The sequence below is a fragment of the Rhodococcus sp. P3_B8 genome, from assembly GCF_056402775.1.
On record NZ_JBFUGT010000004.1, the window covers coordinates 1 to 14,935 of the forward strand.

Below are 14,935 nucleotides of genomic sequence, written 5' to 3' on the forward strand. Positions count from 1 at the left end.
GAGGTAGAGCGAATAGTCCTGGCCTACCGCGATATCCGAGGATTCGGCGTACGCGGGTGCGGCGTTGCCGGTGTAGTCGACCCAGTTGCGGAAGTAGCTGAACACCGGCCCGGTGTCGACCGCGCGATCCTTCAGGTAGTGGTCGAACCAGTCGACCATCCGGCCCGTCTCGTACTGGGTGTCGGGGTTCGGATCCTTCATGCTGATCTCGCCCTCGGCGGGAGTGAGATCGGAATGCCCCCAGCTGTGCCAGATCATCTTCACGTCGTTGCCTTGCGCCTGCAGGGTCTCGAACGTGGCCGTCGCTTCGTTGAGGTCGAAGAGGGTGTCCTGCTGACCCTGCATGATCAACGCCGGAATCTTCACCCGGTCCGCGTACGACACCACGGACGACTGGCGCAGGAAGTCGACGGACCCCGGGTCCGGGTAGCCCTGCACCGCTGCCTGCGTCAGCGCGGGGCACGCGGGGTCGGCGAAATTGGGGCAACCCAACGCCCGCACAGGGTCCTGCGCGTAGCCCTCGGCCCGGGGGTTGGTCACGCCGATGGCCCCGAACATGAGCGACCACACCACCTTCGACGCACCGGGAACCGACGTGCTGACCCCGGTGATCTGGTCGGTGCCGTTGGGCGCGAGGGAGTAACTGAGGTCGTTCCACGTGATCATCGGGATAATCGTGTCGATCCGGGGGTCCACCGAGGCCGCGGCGAACTGTACGGCCCCGCCGTAGGAGCCGCCGACCATGCCGACCCGCGGATCGTGCGCCGCGGCGACGCCGTGGTGAGCGGTCCGGTCCTGCACCACGTAGTCGAGTCCGGGGACGGGGACGGTGTGCGCGGGATCGACGAACGCCATGCCGTCGCGTCCGCCGAGGAAGCTCACCAGTTCACTCGCGGCGCGCCCGTCGTAGTCGGGGTTGTCCATGTGAATCTTGCAACCGGAACCGCCGAAGCCCAGTCCGGAGTACGCGAGCACCGCGTAGCCGCGGGACGCGAGGAACGACGCGATGCCGGCCTGATCGTTCTTGGAACCGCCGAAGCCGTTGGTGGTGAGCACGGCGGGCACCCGGTTCGACGCCGACGCCGAGTCGGGCTTGTACACGTCGCCGATCACGTCGCACGGCTCGTCCCGGTTCGGTCCGACGAGAACCTGGAAATGGAGCGTGGTCTTCGTGAACCCGAGCGGATCGGCTGTCACCGGGGCCGACGCCGCGATCGGTGTCAGTACCGCGGCCGCCGCCGTCACCACCGCCAGAGTCGATCTACGCGCCCTGTGTTTCACAGCCCACCCGCCGTCCGTCACTCCGCCCCGAGCACCTCCGACGAGCGTAAACGCTCTGGACGCACGACCAACTCAGGCTGCCGGTGTGTCGCGGCACCGGTGTGCGGCGCGGCGCGCAGACTCGCGCAGGTCGTCTGGCGCACGGCTGCGCCCCTCGTGCGGTTTATATTTGAGCTGTGGTAATGACCAAGCGCGCCGAAACGTCCCTGTTGACCGACCAGGTCTACGAGACGATGCACGAGGCGATCATGAACGGCGATCTGCCTGCAGGCTCCCGCCTGCGCATTCGCGACATCGCCGCGCAGGTCGGGACGAGCGTGATGCCCGTGCGCGAGGCGATCCGGCGGCTCGAGGAAGCCGGTCTGGCCGAGCGCGTCCCCCACAAGGGCGCGGTCGTGAAGGGCTTGACCTTGGCCGAACTGGTCCACGTCTACGACGTGCGACGGTTGCTCGAAGTGGAAGCCGCACGATTGGGCGCCCAGCAGATCAGCCCGGCGGACGTCGACCGGATGCACGCCGAGTACGAACTCATGCAGACCGCCATCGCCGAACGCCGGGTGGTGGCGCTGCTCGATCACGACGAGGCGCTGTTGACGATTCTCTACGAAGCATCAGCGAACCCCGTGCTGGTCGACTCCATCCGTACCCTGTGGCAGCACTGCCGTGCCTACAAGATCGTCGGTGCGCAGGGCACCCTCGACACGCCGGGGGACGACTCGTTGTGGAGGTACCAGGAACGTCTCGTCGAGGCCGCCCGCAAGGGCGACGCCGACGCTGCGGCCGCCGTCAACAACGAGTCGTTGATCAACGCGACGTCGCGGATCAGGGTGCAGCTCGCCGCCCAAGAGGATGCCGGTTAGCCCGTAGCGACAACGGTTTTCGCGGACCCGCCGGGTGCAATCCGTCCACCTCCACGGTGAGCGTCAGGGCACCTTCGGCGGGTTGTCGGGGAAGAGGAGGGCGCCGATCTCCTTGCCGATCGGCACCGTGTTATTGGCGTTGGCATTGGCCGTCGGTCCGAGCGTGGCGTAGACGACGATCGTGGTCTTCGACTCCGTCTCGTAGAGGGCGATGCCGTTGTAGCCCCCGAACGCCGGGTTCATGAGCAGCCAACTGCCCAGGTGAACGGTTCCGAATGCGAAGTACTTGTCCGCAGTCAGCGGGCCCAGCCCGGCGGTCTTGTCCGCCATCATCTCCGTGAACGCCGTGTCGGACAGGAGTTCGCCGGTGCCGAGCGCACGAACCCACCGCGCGACTTCGGCCACCGTCGAGTTCATGTTGCCGCTGTTGAGGAACGCCGTGGGATTCCAGAACGTGGAGTCCTCGAAGACGCCACGTTCGTTGGTATAGCCGTGCAGGATCGGTTCACTCATCTGAGGTGTCAGCACCACGCTGCTCGCGTCCATCCCCAGCGGCGTGAAGATCCGCTCCTTCAGGAGGTCTCCCAACGGCTTTCCCGCCGCCTTCTCGAGTACCACACCGAGCAGGCACAGGTCGCTGTGCGCGTAGGCAAAACTGGTCCCCGGTTCGAACAGCGGCGGGCGGGCGTTCGCCAAGTCGAAGATCTCCTGAGACGTAAAGCCTTTGATCGGATTTGCGTAGAAGATCTTCAGGAAATCGGGGTTGGTCACGTAGTCCGAAATGCCGGTGGTGCTGTTGGCGAGCATCCGCGGGGTGATCTTGTCGGCTCGCGGAAAGTCGGGCACCCACTTGGCGATCGGCTCGTCCAGGCTCAGCGTTCCGGCCTCGCCCAGCTGCAACAGAATTGTCGACAGCATCGGTTCCATCGGCTGGCCGACTCGCAATTGCATGTCACGCGTCGCGGGAACGCCGAGCGGAGACTCCCCCACCGCCCCGGCGGCGATCTCCTCGTCGCCGCGCCACACACCGAATACGGCGCCGCTGAGATCGAGCTCCGTCAGCTTGTCGCGAACGATAGCGGCGATCTTGTCGGCGTTGGGATCATCGGTGTGCGCGACGTCGGGACCGTTTTCCGCTGATTGCTGTTCGCCGCTGCGACCGTCCGATCCGCACGAAACGGTGGCGAGGGCAAGAACGATGCTGAGCGCGGTGGCCGTTCGACGCAGCCGGCTACGAGTCGACAAGCTCATGGGGTCGATCCCTTCGTACGCAGAGGTCGAGTGGGAGTCGCTGCTCACTGGGATTCTAGGCGCAGACCGTCGTTGCCCAGGGAGGTTCCGGCCGTTATCCGATCGGCTGGTCGAGCGGCAACAACCAGCACTTTTCATCCGAGAACGGCCAGGTGGTGCCATGTGGCACCACATTTGAGCCACTAAACCCTTGCCATGGTGCCATTGCTGTGCCACGATGGCACTATGGATTTGACACCGTATGTGAGCAACCTCGGACGTGAATTCGCCACCCTCGCCGAAGCCGGCGGTGACGAATCCCGTGCGTTGGTCGAGCGCCTGACCGGGTCGCTCGAGTCTGCGATCCGGATGACGTTGCTGGACGCACTGTCCGCCGCCACGGACGAGATCACCCAAGATCTGGCCCCGGGATCGGTGGAGCTGCGCCTGCGCGGACGCGACCCGAACTTCGTCGTGACCGCACGGCCCGCCGAGCCGATCGAAGACGCGACCGAGGACGATGCCGCACCGGCGGACGGCGGCACACCGATCGCCGAGGACGGCCCGACCGCGCGGATCAACGTGCGCCTCCCCGAACAGCTCAAGGCCGCGGTCGAGGAGGCCGCAGCCAAGGAGGGGCGCTCGGTCAACGCCTGGCTGGTCCGCGCGGCCTCGACCGCGCTGCAGCAACCGGACCGCGTCCAGCACGCCCAGCAGCGCGGCAAACAGACCAAGCAGAGCCTCACCGGCTGGGTGCGCTAGCCGCACCGCCTCACCTCACACCACGTCCCCGACCTGCGGGGATGTTTCACCAACTCATCCCGAGGGGACAGCTATGCCCAATTTCGATACACCCGAACCGATTTCCGTCACGCTCGAACTCGGCGTCGGCAATGTGCGGATCACCGCGAGCGACCGCACCGACACCACCGTCGACGTGCGCCCGAGCGACGCATCCGATGAGTCCGACGTGCAGGCCGCCCAGCGGGTCCGCGTCGACTACGCGAACGGCGTGCTCCAGGTCATGGGACCGAAAGCGCGCGTACTCGACTTCTCCCGCAAGTCCAGGTCGGTGGAGGTGTCCATCGACCTGCCCAGCGGTTCGCAGGTTTCCGGCGAGGTGCAGGTGGGAGACCTCAGCGGCACGGGCCGGCTCGGGCAGTGCCGGTTCAAGACCTCCACCGGGAACGTCCGGCTCGAGCAGACCGGTCCGTTGCGTGTGGACACCGCGGCCGGTCACGTCACCGCGGACGGCGTCGCGGGCAACGCCGAGATCCGCACCGGCTCCGGGAAGGTCCGCATCGGCGAGATCGAAGGCTCCGCAATCGTCAAGAACTCCAACGGTGACACCGCGATCGCCGCGGTCACCGGCGACGTCCACGTGCGCTCGGCGAACGGCGACATCTCCGTCGACCGGGCCGGCGCGAGTGTCGAGTCGAAGACGTCCAACGGCAGCATTCGCCTCGGCGAGGTGGCCCGCGGTTCGGTCGAGCTCGGGACCGCGATGGGCGACCTGGAGATCGGCATCGCCGAAGGCACCGCCGCCTGGCTGGAGGTGAACACCAAGTTCGGGCAGGTACGCAATCTGCTGGACAACACCACCCGGCCCGAGGCGTCCGACGAGACCGTCGAGGTCCGCGCGCACACCTCGTTCGGCGGCATCACGATCCGTCGTTCCTGATCCACTTCTGGACCTCGAGAAAGGGAAACCATGACCACTAGGCAATCTCAGCCGGCCATCGCGGTGACCGGGTTACGCAAGTCGTTCGGCGACCACGTCGTGCTCGACGGCATCGATCTGACCGTCCCGCAGGGAACGGTCTTCTCCCTGCTCGGCGCGAACGGCGCCGGGAAGACCACCACGGTCAACATCCTGTCCACCTTGATCAGCGCCGATGCCGGTTACGCCCGAGTCGCCGGCCACGACCTCACCCGCGAATCCGACGCGGTGCGCGCCGCAATCGGTGTCACCGGCCAGTTCTCGGCGGTGGACAACCTGCTCACCGGTAAGGAGAACCTGCTGCTGATGGCGGATCTGCACCACCTCGCCCGCAGCGACGGCCGGCGGCGCGCCGCCCAGCTGCTCGAACGGTTCGACCTGGTCGACGCGGCCTCGAAGCCGGTCTCGACCTACTCCGGAGGCATGCGGCGGCGGCTCGACCTCGCGATGACCCTGGTCGGCAGCCCGCGCGTGATCTTCCTCGACGAGCCGACCACCGGCCTGGACCCACGCAGCCGCCGGGCAATGTGGCAGATCGTCCGGGACCTGGTGGCCACCGGCGTCACCATCTTCCTGACCACCCAGTACCTGGAGGAAGCCGACGAACTGTCCGACCGGATCGCGGTCCTCGACCACGGCCGCCTGGTCGCCGAGGGAACCGCGGACGAGCTCAAGCGCCGCATCCCTGGGAGCCACGTCCGCCTGCAGTTCGCCGACCCACGCGGCCTCGAAGCGGCCGAGCGCGTCCTCGACCAGGTCTCGCGCGACCCCGACGCACTTGCCCTCCGCGTGCCCAGCGACGGCGGCCTCCGCTCGCTCAAGACCCTGATCGACCGGCTCGACGATGAGGCCATCGAGGTCGACGAGCTGTCCGTGCACACCCCCGATCTCGACGACGTCTTCCTCGCCCTCACCGGCAACCCCCACAACGAGAAGGTGACCTCATGAGCGCCCCCGCCCCCACTCTCGCCGGGCCGGCCCCGGCGGACCTCCGGTTCCACCCGCTGCGCGACTCGGCAACGATGCTGCGCCGCAACCTCAATCACATGCTGCGGTACCCGTCGATGACCGTGACTCTCGTCGGAATGCCGGTCGTCTTCCTGCTGCTGTTCGTCTACGTGTTCGGCGGGACGTTGGGCGCAGGGCTGGGCGGGGTGTCCGGCGGGCGCGCCGAGTACGTCAACTACGTTGTGCCCGCGATCATCCTGATGACCGTGACGGCCGCGGTGCAAGGGACAGCGATCTCGGTCGCGATGGACATGACCGAGGGCATCATCGCCCGGTTCCGCACCATGCACATCGCACGCGTCTCGGTGCTGACCGGACACGTGCTGGGCAGCGTGATCCAGGCGATGCTCAGCGTCGCGATCGTGATCGGCGTGGCACTGCTGGTCGGCTTCCGGCCCACCGCGGGGGTGGGCGCGTGGCTGGCCACCGTCGGCTTCCTGGTGGTGGTGACGTTCGCGCTCGTCTGGCTCTCCGTCGCGCTCGGCCAGGTGAGCAAGACCGTCGAGGCCGCGAGCAATGTGGGTATGCCGCTGGTTCTGCTGCCCTTCCTCGGCAGTGGGTTCGTCCCCACCGACTCCATGCCTGCCGGATTGCGCTGGTTCGCGGAGTACCAGCCGTTCACCCCGATCATCGAAACCCTGCGCGGCCTGCTGATGGGTACCCCGATCGGGAACAACGCATGGATCGCGCTCGGCTGGTGCGCCGTCATCGCCCTCGGCGGATACCTCTGGTCGAAAAGGCTTTTCAACCGCGAGTACTCGCGATAGCGGCACGGCCCCGCAACTGACACTGCCACGAAAGGACATCCGATGAGTAACACGGTCGCCGTCCCGTACGGCCTCCCTATGGAACGCGATGCGGGCCCCTTCGACCCGCCCCGGCAGATCACCCGGCTGCGCGAGACTCGTCCCGTCAGTCCCATGGTCTTCCCCGACGGTCACGAGGGCTGGCTCGTCACCGGCTACGACGCGGTCCGCCGGCTCATGGCCGACACCCGGTTCAGCTCCCGCCAGGACATCGGCATTCTCCACGTGCCGTACGAGACCCCCGGCATGCCCACCGCCACCGAGCCGTCCCCGCAGATGCCGGGCGTGTTCATCGCCATGGACCCGCCGGACCACACCCGGATGCGGCGCACACTCACCGGCGCCTTCACCGTCACACGCATGAAGCAGCTCGAAGACCACATCATCGACGTGGCCGAGCGGCAACTGGACGAGATGGCGCGCCTGACCCCGCCGGTCGACCTGGTCAAAGAGTTCGCGCTGCCGGTGCCCTCGCTGGTGATCTGCGAACTGCTCGGTGTCCCCTACGCGGACCGGGACACCTTCCAGGTCAACTCCGCCAAGTTCCTGATCAAGGACCAGCCTCTCGACGAGAAGATGGCCGCGTACGGCGCACTGAGCACGTACCTGGCCGAACTGGTCACGCACAAGCGCGCCGCCCCCGGAGACGACATACTGTCCGATCTGGCCCGCGATGACGACCTCACCATCGAGGAGCTGACCGGCGCCGCCTTCCTGCTGCTGCTGGCCGGCCACGAGACCACCGCCAACATGCTGGCGCTGGGCACCTTCGCGCTGCTGGAGAACCCCGAGCAGCTGGCGGAACTGCGCGCCGACCCCGACCTGCTCCCCGATGCCGTCGAGGAACTCCTGCGCTACCTGTCCGTCGCCGACATCTTCTATCGCTACGCCACCGAGGACATCGAACTCGGCGGCGAAACAATCGGCGAGGGATCGACGGTCGTCGTCTCGTTGCTGGCCGCCAACCGCGACCCCCAGCGCTTCGACAACCCCGACACCCTCGACATCCGCCGCAAGGCCCGCGGTCACCTGTCCCTGGGCCACGGCGTCCATCTGTGCCTGGGCCAGCAACTGGCCCGCCTCGAGATGCGCGCCGGATTCGAGGGACTGCTGCGCCGCTTCCCGACCCTGGGGCTCGCCATCCCCGCCGGCGACGTGAAACTCAGGACCGACATGAACATCTACGGCGTCCACGACCTGCCGGTCACCTGGACGGAAGCGTCCCGGTAGAACCGTCGGCCGAGCGCGTCAGCCGATCCAACCAGTCGCCGAACAGAGCGGCAAGTAGTTCGGGCCGCTCGTGCATGAGTGCATGACCGACGTCCTCGACGACGGCCAGGGTGGCGTGCGGGTAGCGCTCGAGCAATTCGGCCGCGTCGGTGTACCCGACGACCGAATCGCGGCGGCCCGCCACGATCAACGTCGGCCCCGGGAACGCATTCGATCCGACGTCGACCGTCCACCCGGCGAAGATGCGCCCGAGAGCGTCCTCGTCGACGAGCGTCGTACCCGGCAGAACATGGTCGCGGTAGCGGCGAGCGGTGGCCGGCGTGCGCACGACGAAGTACTCGTCGAACCCCGCCCACTGTGCACGTTCGAGTTCGTCGTAGGCATCGGCGTCCTGGCGAACCACGGCGTGGTCGGGCACGTGTCGTGACCGCTCGGTGACCGGGCACAACAACGCCAGGCCGAGCACCGTGTCCGGTCGCTGTGCGGCCACCCCGCGTGCCAGGTAGGCGCCGTAGGAATGTCCGACCAGCATCACCGGGCCCACGCCCAGGCTGTGGATGAAGTCGCCGAGCAGCGTCACCACATCGTCGTTGCAGGTCAGGCCGTCGGCTGTCGACAGGCCCATCCCCGGCAGGTCCGGGTAGATCCGTCGGTATCCCGTGCCGGGAACGACGGCCTCGATTGCCGCCTCGATCTCACGATGATCGACGCCGGCGCCGTGCAGAGCCACGAGCGGCACGCCGGTGCCGTGCTCGACGTAATGGACCAGGGCTTCGTCGATCCGGCGTTCCATGTCGACACCTTAACGATCCACGCGACTACAGGAGCCGCGCTCGACCAATTGCCCGATCCCCCGTCGACGACTGAAATATGCTGCGTGAGGTGGACATTGTCGATGCTCATCATCATTTCATCAACCTGCCCGATCTCGCGTACCCGTGGATCGACAGTCGCCCACCCGCGCTCACCGCCTTGCTGCCGAACTACTACGACGCTGCGCACCGGTACCTGCCGCACGACTATCGGGCACAGCTCGAGGGGACGCCCGTCACGGCCTCGGTCGCGTGCGAGTTCGGTGCTGCAGACGGAGTCGCGGAGGCCATCTGGGTTCAGCATTGCGCCGACCGCGTCGGTGTTCCGAACGCCTTCATCGCGGCCGTGCAGCTCGATTCAGGCGATCTGACAGGCGTTCTCGCGCAATACCGGGATCTCCCGGTGGTCCGGGCTGTGCGTCAGCCGCTGTACTGGGCGGCCGACCCGATCAAGCGCCTGGGTGCGCGCGGCGACTACCTGTCAGACCCGGCCTGGTTGCATGGATTCGAGCAGGTCGCCGATGCGGGGCTGGTGTGGGATCTGCTCGTCTACGACGAGCAGTTACCCGCCACGCACGAACTCATCGCCGCGTTTCCCGACACCACGTTCGTGCTGGAGGCGGCCGGTTGGCCGGTCGATCTCACTGCCGAGGGCTTCACCCGGTGGGAAGAACGCCTCACGGCGGTGAGTCAGTTTCCGAACGTCGTCCTCAAGTTGCAGGGAATCGCCCTCATTTTCGGAACATCCCTGGAGGCGATCGGTCGGTGGGTCCGGACGGCCCTCAGCATCTTCGGCGCCGGGCGATGCATGTTCGCCTCGCATTACCCGATCGACCATCTGGTGTGGGATACCGAAACCATGGTGTCCACCGTCCAGGCAGCACTCGGCGACTTGTCACCGTCAGAACAAGCGCGCTTCTTCGGCGAAACCGCACGACGGGTGTACCGCCTGCACGCCGGTGACACCTAGTATTAGGGAGATCGGAGTACCTGCAGTTTCGACGCCGCCAATCCACTTTCGGCGTCCGGCCCACACTGTGAGGAGTCCACGTGACGCAAGAGGGCAGTATCCGGGTCGGCGACCGGACCATCACGTATCTCGAAGCCGGTGACCCGGGCGGACCGCTCGTGCTGCACAACCACGGCGGACCCTCGAGCCGGCTGGAGGCCGAACTGTTCGATTCGCATGCGAAGGCCAATGGACTGAGATTCGTGTGCGCGGACAGGCCGGGCATGGGCGGGTCCGATCCTCAACCGGGCCGCACCTTCGAAGGCTGGACCGATGACCTCCTGCTGCTGGCCGACTCCTTCGGCGCACAACGATTCGCGGTGACCGGCTGGTCCGAGGGTGGACCGTGGGCACTGGCGGCCGCCGCGTATCTGGACCCCGCGCGCCTGGCCGATGTCGTGTGCATCGCCGGTGGCAATTACGGAACGTTCGGATCGAACTGGGCCGCGAAGTATCTCAGCAGCGTCGACGCGCTGGGCGGCCGCCTGGCACTTCACTTCCACCCCGGTTTCACACTGATGTACGACGTGCTCGGTATCAGTGCCACCCACTTCGCGGATCGCTACGCTAAGGCGATCACGCAGTCGGCGTGCACCGCGGACCGGGAGGTGCTCGCTGACGAGAAGGTCCTCGACGCGTTCCTGAGGGCAGGGCGCGAGTGCTTTCGGCATGGCGCGGACGGACTCGTCGTCGACGCCACGATGCTCTACAAGGCCTGGCCGTTCGACATGACGAAAGTGACGCGCCCCGTGCACTTCTGGCAGGGCAGCGCCGACACCCTGGTGCCTGAGATCATCAACAAGACGGTAGCGGACAAGACCCCGGGCGCCGTCTGGCACCCGATCAGCGGTGGTGGTCATTTCATTGCCGTCAGTCACGCGAACGACATTCTCGCACTGGTATCGAACGATCTTGCGCCAGTGCAAAACTGACCCTCTAGGTCAGGCCGGGATTTCTCGGGCGTCGAACCGAGTCTGATAGAACAGCACCGTCACGGCGACGATCGCTTCGAGTGCGGCCGTCGCGAGTGCCGCCGCCATCGGAGTCGACATCGAATGACCCATCGGAGCCGACGCCGCTGCGTGCATCGCGTGCCCGTGGTGACCGCCACCGGACCCGGGACTCATCACGGTGACGTGCAACGCGATCATGCCGACGTTCATCAGCGCGACGAGACCCCAATCCCGTTGTGAACCACGCATCCACAAGTGCCGGGCGCAGTACAGGCATCCGAAGATCATCGCGGCGGTCACCATGCCGACCATCGGCGACGACGTCGCATGCTCACCGAGCGACGCGGCGTGGAGCGCTGCCGCGGCAACCGCGAGGGCCGCGGCCGCCCGCCGCAACCAATGACTGGCGCGGCGGGCGATCGGAGAGAAGACGGCGGACACGACTTCTAGCCTTCGCAGCAGTGCGTCGCGGTGCTCGCCGGCACGTCGAGCGCGGGGTTGCGGTCGAAGAATCCGACCGGCTTCAGCGTGAACCCGGCATAGTCGACCGGCATGACCGGCCAGTCCTCGGGCCGGGGGAAGTGCGTCAGCCCGAACGTGTGCCACAGCACCAGGTCTTCGCCCTCGATGTCCCGGTTGCCCGCCACGAACGTCGGCAGACCCGCCTGGCCTGGGTGCTGGTTGACGAAGTCGCCTGCGGGATAACGCTCGGACTCGTCGTATTGCGTGACCCACAGGTGCTTGGTCGCGAACGCGGCACGGGAGGCGATCGAACTGGACGGATCCGCCAGGAGCACCGGCTGACCTTCGGGGTGCAGCGCGTACCCGACGTCCTGCCCCAGCCGGTTCTGCTTGGTGGGATTGGTGATGTGCCAGACCCGGGCCTTGAGGTTGTCGGCGGTGCGTTGCCCCTCGGATTCGGTGGTCAGCTTGGTCTTCTGGCAGCGGAAGGCATTGCCCCACGGGTTCTCCGGACCCATCGGGACGGGCACGGCATCCACTTCCTCGACGGTGTTCACATTGCCGTCGACGGCCATGTCGAGCCGGGCGGAGAAGAGGTGCTGGTGGAACGGGGCGCCGAGCCCGGGCGCCATCTGGGTGGAGAATCCGTCGGCACCGCGGTAGGCGGAGGTGAAGACGATTCCGGTGGCCTTCGCCTCGAGTTCGATGGTGCCGTCGAGGTAGAGGTACCAGTAGAAGCCGTAGTCGTAGTTGCCGATGGTGAGGAAGAACGAGATGACGAGGCGGCGCGAGCGGCGGGTCTCGGTCATGCCGTTGAACATGTCCGTGTGCTTCCACAGGACGCCGTAATCCTCCTCGTGGAGGCAGATCGCGTTCTTCATGACGCGCGGGTCACCGGACTCGTCGGCGATCGTGACGTCGAAGTACTGGATCTCGCCGAGGCAGTCGCAGCCGAGTTCGAGCGAGTTGGTGTACCGGCCGAACAGGTACTCGCCCTGGTCGAAGTAGTTCTGCCAGTACCGGACCGGGGACGGATCGGCGTAGGGAACCACCATCTCGGCGATCGAGGCACGATAGATCACGGGACGTTCCACTCCCCCGTCGTCGAACGAGAGCTGGTGCAGCGTCAGACCTTCGCGCACGTCGAAACCGAAGCGGAACTTCCAGTCGGCCCAGGTGATCTCGTTGCCGTCGACGGAGAAGCTTGCTCCTTCGGGTTGGGTGATCTCGATCGGCTTGAGGTCGGTGCGGGTGGGTGTGGCGTGCGGTTCGGCGTTCCATTCGCCGCGCTCGGCTGGGACGGGTAGCTCGATCTCGTCGACCACCTTCACGACGCGACGCTCGGTGAGGTCGACGTAGGCTACGACCCCGTCGATGGGGTGAGCCCACGGCAGGTCCGCCTTGTCCTCCTGGTGGAAGGCGAGGACGCGGACGATGCGGTGCCCGACCTCGTCCTCGTGACCGAACACGCCCGCCGACAGGGGAACCGCCCGGACCTTCGACGGCTCGATGCCGCGCTTGGCCATCGCCGCGAGCCAGTCGGAGCTGCCGAGCAGGAACGCCTCGATGTCCTCGAACTCCTCGTCKAGGATCGGCACGTGGCCGTCGGTGGCGGAATCGACGGTGGCCCTGCTGATCACGCGGTTCTCCGTCACCGACACGACGAGGTCGGTGCCGATGCCGGTGGATCGGTCGAGCAGCAGGATCCGGGCGCGTCGCTCGATCGGGTCGCCCGGTGTGAACGCGAGGACCGTCGACTTGTGCGGCTCGGCGAGCGCGACGAAGACGAAGCGCACGTTCTCGCCGATCAGTCCCTCGTCGGTGAGGAGTGCCTTCGCCGAACGGATCTCGTCCGCAGACAACGGGGTGAGCGGATGATCCGGGGCGGCGGAACCGACGGTGGCCGGGGTCTCGGTGGTGGCGGTGCTCATCGTGCGATCTCCTTGTCGATGATGGTGTCGTGCTGCGGTAGAGCGGTGTCGTGGCGTGCGGCGTGGGGTCGGAGCACGGCGACGGCTGCTCCGCCGGCGAAGGTTCCGACGAGCAGGATCCCGATGACGGCGGCGAGAGTGCTCGACCCGCCGACGAGAAGGGGAAGGTTGGCGACGGTCATGATGAGAAGCCCGGCCAGGCCGACGAGGCCGAGCAGGGGTGCGATCACGGTGTTCCACACCCGCCGGTCCACCCGGGTCCGGCCGAAGTAGACGAGGACGGCCACGGAGGTCAGGGTCATCAGTGCAACGATGCCGACCGAGGACACACCGGCGAACCACGCGAACACCTCGGTCACCGGGTCGAGTCCGGCAACGGCGGACGCGACGATCAGGACGAGAGCCGATGCCGTCTGCACGACGGACGCGATGTACGGCGACGCGTGCTTGACGTGCGAGCGGCCACATCCCGCGGGCAGGGCCGCACTGTTCCCGAGGGAGAAGATGTACCGGGACAGCACGTTGTGGAAGGACAGCAGGGCCGCGAACAGGCTCGTGATCAGGAAGATCTGGACCAGGTCGCCGGCGATCGCGCCCACGTAGCGGGTGGCGGTCTCGGTGATCATCCCTTCCGGATTCTCGGTCGCGATGGCCACGGCACCCTCGTCGCCCCACGCACTGACCATCGCCCAGCTCGACAGTGCGTAGAAGCCGCCGATGACCAGCAACGCCAGGTAGGTGGCCCGGGGGATGGTGCGGCCCGGGTCCCGGGCCTCGTCACGGAAGACGGCGGTGGCCTCGAATCCGATGTACCCGGCGATGGCGAAGATCAGTGCGATGCCGGGTGCTCCGGAGAAGAACTCGGCGGGGTGGAACGCCGCCGTCGAGAATCCTTCGTCGCCGCCGCCGCCGCGGACGATGACGGCGGCGTCGATGACGAGGACGATTCCGACCTCGCAGACGAGTAGTACGCCGAGCACCTTGCCGGACAGGTCGATGTGCCGGTATCCGAGGATCGCGACCACGGCCGTCACGGCCAGGGCCCACACGTACCAGGGAAGTTCGGGGCCGCCGTGAGCGGTGACGAAATCGTTGACGGCGGCTCCGATGTATCCGTACACCGCGCCCTGGACGGCCGTGTAGGACACGAGCGCGAGGAACGCGGAGCCGAGACCGGCATGCCGGCCCAGGCCCTGCGTGATGTAGGTGTAGAACGCGCCGGCGCCGGGGAGGTGCTTGGCCATCGCCGTGAATCCGACGGCGAAGAACAGCAGTACCACCGTGCAGACGATGTACGACGCGGGGTAGGCGGCGCCGTTGCCCGCTGCGATGCCCAGAGGGACGGTTCCGGCGATCACGGTCAACGGGGCCGCCGCTGCGACGACCATGAACACGATGGCACCCGGACCGAGGGTGCCTGCCAGTCTGCGAGGGGCGCCGTCGCTGACCGCACTCGAGTGCGTGGGGGCGTTGGTTGTCATGGTTTCCTTCGACTTTCACGAGGAGAGGGCCTGCGTGGAGGCTCCGCGGTGAGCTCTGGGACGAGCATGCGACTGCGGGTTGTCGGCGCAGTTGCCGAAGCGTCACAGTCCGTCGACAGCAAATGAGAACGCACGCAGGACGATTCTCATTC

Annotated in this window: 14 protein-coding genes; 8 read left to right on the plus strand and 6 right to left on the minus strand. The window is 66.9% G+C overall.

Annotation, left to right across the window (positions count from 1 at the left end):
* Positions 1 to 1,248: alpha/beta hydrolase family protein (locus AC1D1G_RS03220; protein ID WP_477951113.1), on the minus strand; the 1,248-nt coding region annotated here is incomplete at its 3' end.
* A gap of 215 nt (positions 1,249 to 1,463) precedes the next feature.
* Here AC1D1G_RS03220 and AC1D1G_RS03225 point away from each other — a divergent pair.
* Complete coding sequence (locus tag AC1D1G_RS03225) at positions 1,464 to 2,141, plus strand: GntR family transcriptional regulator (RefSeq protein ID WP_283331992.1); 678 nt, start codon at positions 1,464 to 1,466, stop codon at positions 2,139 to 2,141.
* A gap of 63 nt (positions 2,142 to 2,204) precedes the next feature.
* Here AC1D1G_RS03225 and AC1D1G_RS03230 read toward each other — a convergent pair whose 3' ends face one another.
* Positions 2,205 to 3,392, minus strand: coding sequence for a serine hydrolase domain-containing protein (locus AC1D1G_RS03230; protein ID WP_283331993.1), 1,188 nt, complete (start codon positions 3,390 to 3,392; stop codon positions 2,205 to 2,207).
* 225 nt (positions 3,393 to 3,617) lie between these two features.
* Here AC1D1G_RS03230 and AC1D1G_RS03235 point away from each other — a divergent pair, with 225 nt between their 5' ends.
* The 5 genes from AC1D1G_RS03235 (at position 3,618) to AC1D1G_RS03255 (ending at position 8,135) form a co-directional block, all read left to right on the plus strand.
* Positions 3,618 to 4,133, plus strand: a complete 516-nt coding sequence (locus tag AC1D1G_RS03235) for a YlcI/YnfO family protein (protein WP_283331994.1) — start codon at positions 3,618 to 3,620, stop codon at positions 4,131 to 4,133.
* A 73-nt stretch (positions 4,134 to 4,206) separates the two neighbouring features.
* Entirely contained in the window at positions 4,207 to 5,052 is an 846-nt protein-coding gene (locus tag AC1D1G_RS03240; protein WP_005260956.1) for a DUF4097 family beta strand repeat-containing protein, read from the plus strand.
* A gap of 30 nt (positions 5,053 to 5,082) precedes the next feature.
* Positions 5,083 to 6,039 (plus strand): ATP-binding cassette domain-containing protein, encoded by a 957-nt coding sequence (locus AC1D1G_RS03245; protein WP_283351436.1) that lies wholly within the window; start codon positions 5,083 to 5,085, stop codon positions 6,037 to 6,039.
* Entirely contained in the window at positions 6,036 to 6,866 is an 831-nt protein-coding gene (locus tag AC1D1G_RS03250) for an ABC transporter permease (RefSeq protein ID WP_280781331.1), read from the plus strand. The genes AC1D1G_RS03245 and AC1D1G_RS03250 overlap by 4 nt, the downstream gene beginning before the upstream one ends.
* 42 nt (positions 6,867 to 6,908) lie before the next feature.
* Positions 6,909 to 8,135, plus strand: a complete 1,227-nt coding sequence (locus tag AC1D1G_RS03255) for a cytochrome P450 (RefSeq protein ID WP_477951116.1) — start codon at positions 6,909 to 6,911, stop codon at positions 8,133 to 8,135.
* On the opposite strand, the gene AC1D1G_RS03260 is transcribed toward AC1D1G_RS03255, so the two are convergent.
* A complete protein-coding gene (locus tag AC1D1G_RS03260; protein WP_283351434.1) occupies positions 8,110 to 8,928 on the minus strand; it encodes an alpha/beta fold hydrolase in 819 nt (272 codons plus the stop codon). The genes AC1D1G_RS03255 and AC1D1G_RS03260 overlap by 26 nt on opposite strands.
* 77 nt (positions 8,929 to 9,005) lie before the next feature.
* Between AC1D1G_RS03260 and AC1D1G_RS03265 the strand changes: the two genes are divergently transcribed.
* Positions 9,006 to 9,917, plus strand: a complete 912-nt coding sequence (locus AC1D1G_RS03265) for an amidohydrolase family protein (RefSeq protein ID WP_283351433.1) — start codon at positions 9,006 to 9,008, stop codon at positions 9,915 to 9,917.
* An 80-nt stretch (positions 9,918 to 9,997) separates the two neighbouring features.
* Positions 9,998 to 10,888 (plus strand): alpha/beta fold hydrolase, encoded by an 891-nt coding sequence (locus tag AC1D1G_RS03270; RefSeq protein ID WP_283351432.1) that lies wholly within the window; start codon positions 9,998 to 10,000, stop codon positions 10,886 to 10,888.
* 9 nt (positions 10,889 to 10,897) lie between these two features.
* Here AC1D1G_RS03270 and AC1D1G_RS03275 read toward each other — a convergent pair whose 3' ends face one another.
* From AC1D1G_RS03275 to AC1D1G_RS03285, 3 genes are read right to left on the minus strand one after another with little or no spacing between them, the layout of a single operon-like run.
* Positions 10,898 to 11,350, minus strand: coding sequence for a hypothetical protein (locus AC1D1G_RS03275; RefSeq protein ID WP_477951119.1), 453 nt, complete (start codon positions 11,348 to 11,350; stop codon positions 10,898 to 10,900).
* Positions 11,351 to 11,355: 5 nt separating this feature from the next.
* Positions 11,356 to 13,302 carry a primary-amine oxidase gene (locus AC1D1G_RS03280; RefSeq protein ID WP_477951121.1) on the minus strand — a complete coding sequence of 649 codons (1,947 nt, stop codon included), beginning with the start codon at positions 13,300 to 13,302 and terminating at the stop codon, positions 11,356 to 11,358.
* On the minus strand, positions 13,299 to 14,783 hold the full coding sequence (locus tag AC1D1G_RS03285) for an APC family permease (RefSeq protein ID WP_477951123.1): 1,485 nt from the start codon (positions 14,781 to 14,783) through the stop codon (positions 13,299 to 13,301). The genes AC1D1G_RS03280 and AC1D1G_RS03285 overlap by 4 nt, the downstream gene beginning before the upstream one ends.
* Positions 14,784 to 14,935: the final 152 nt, after the last annotated feature.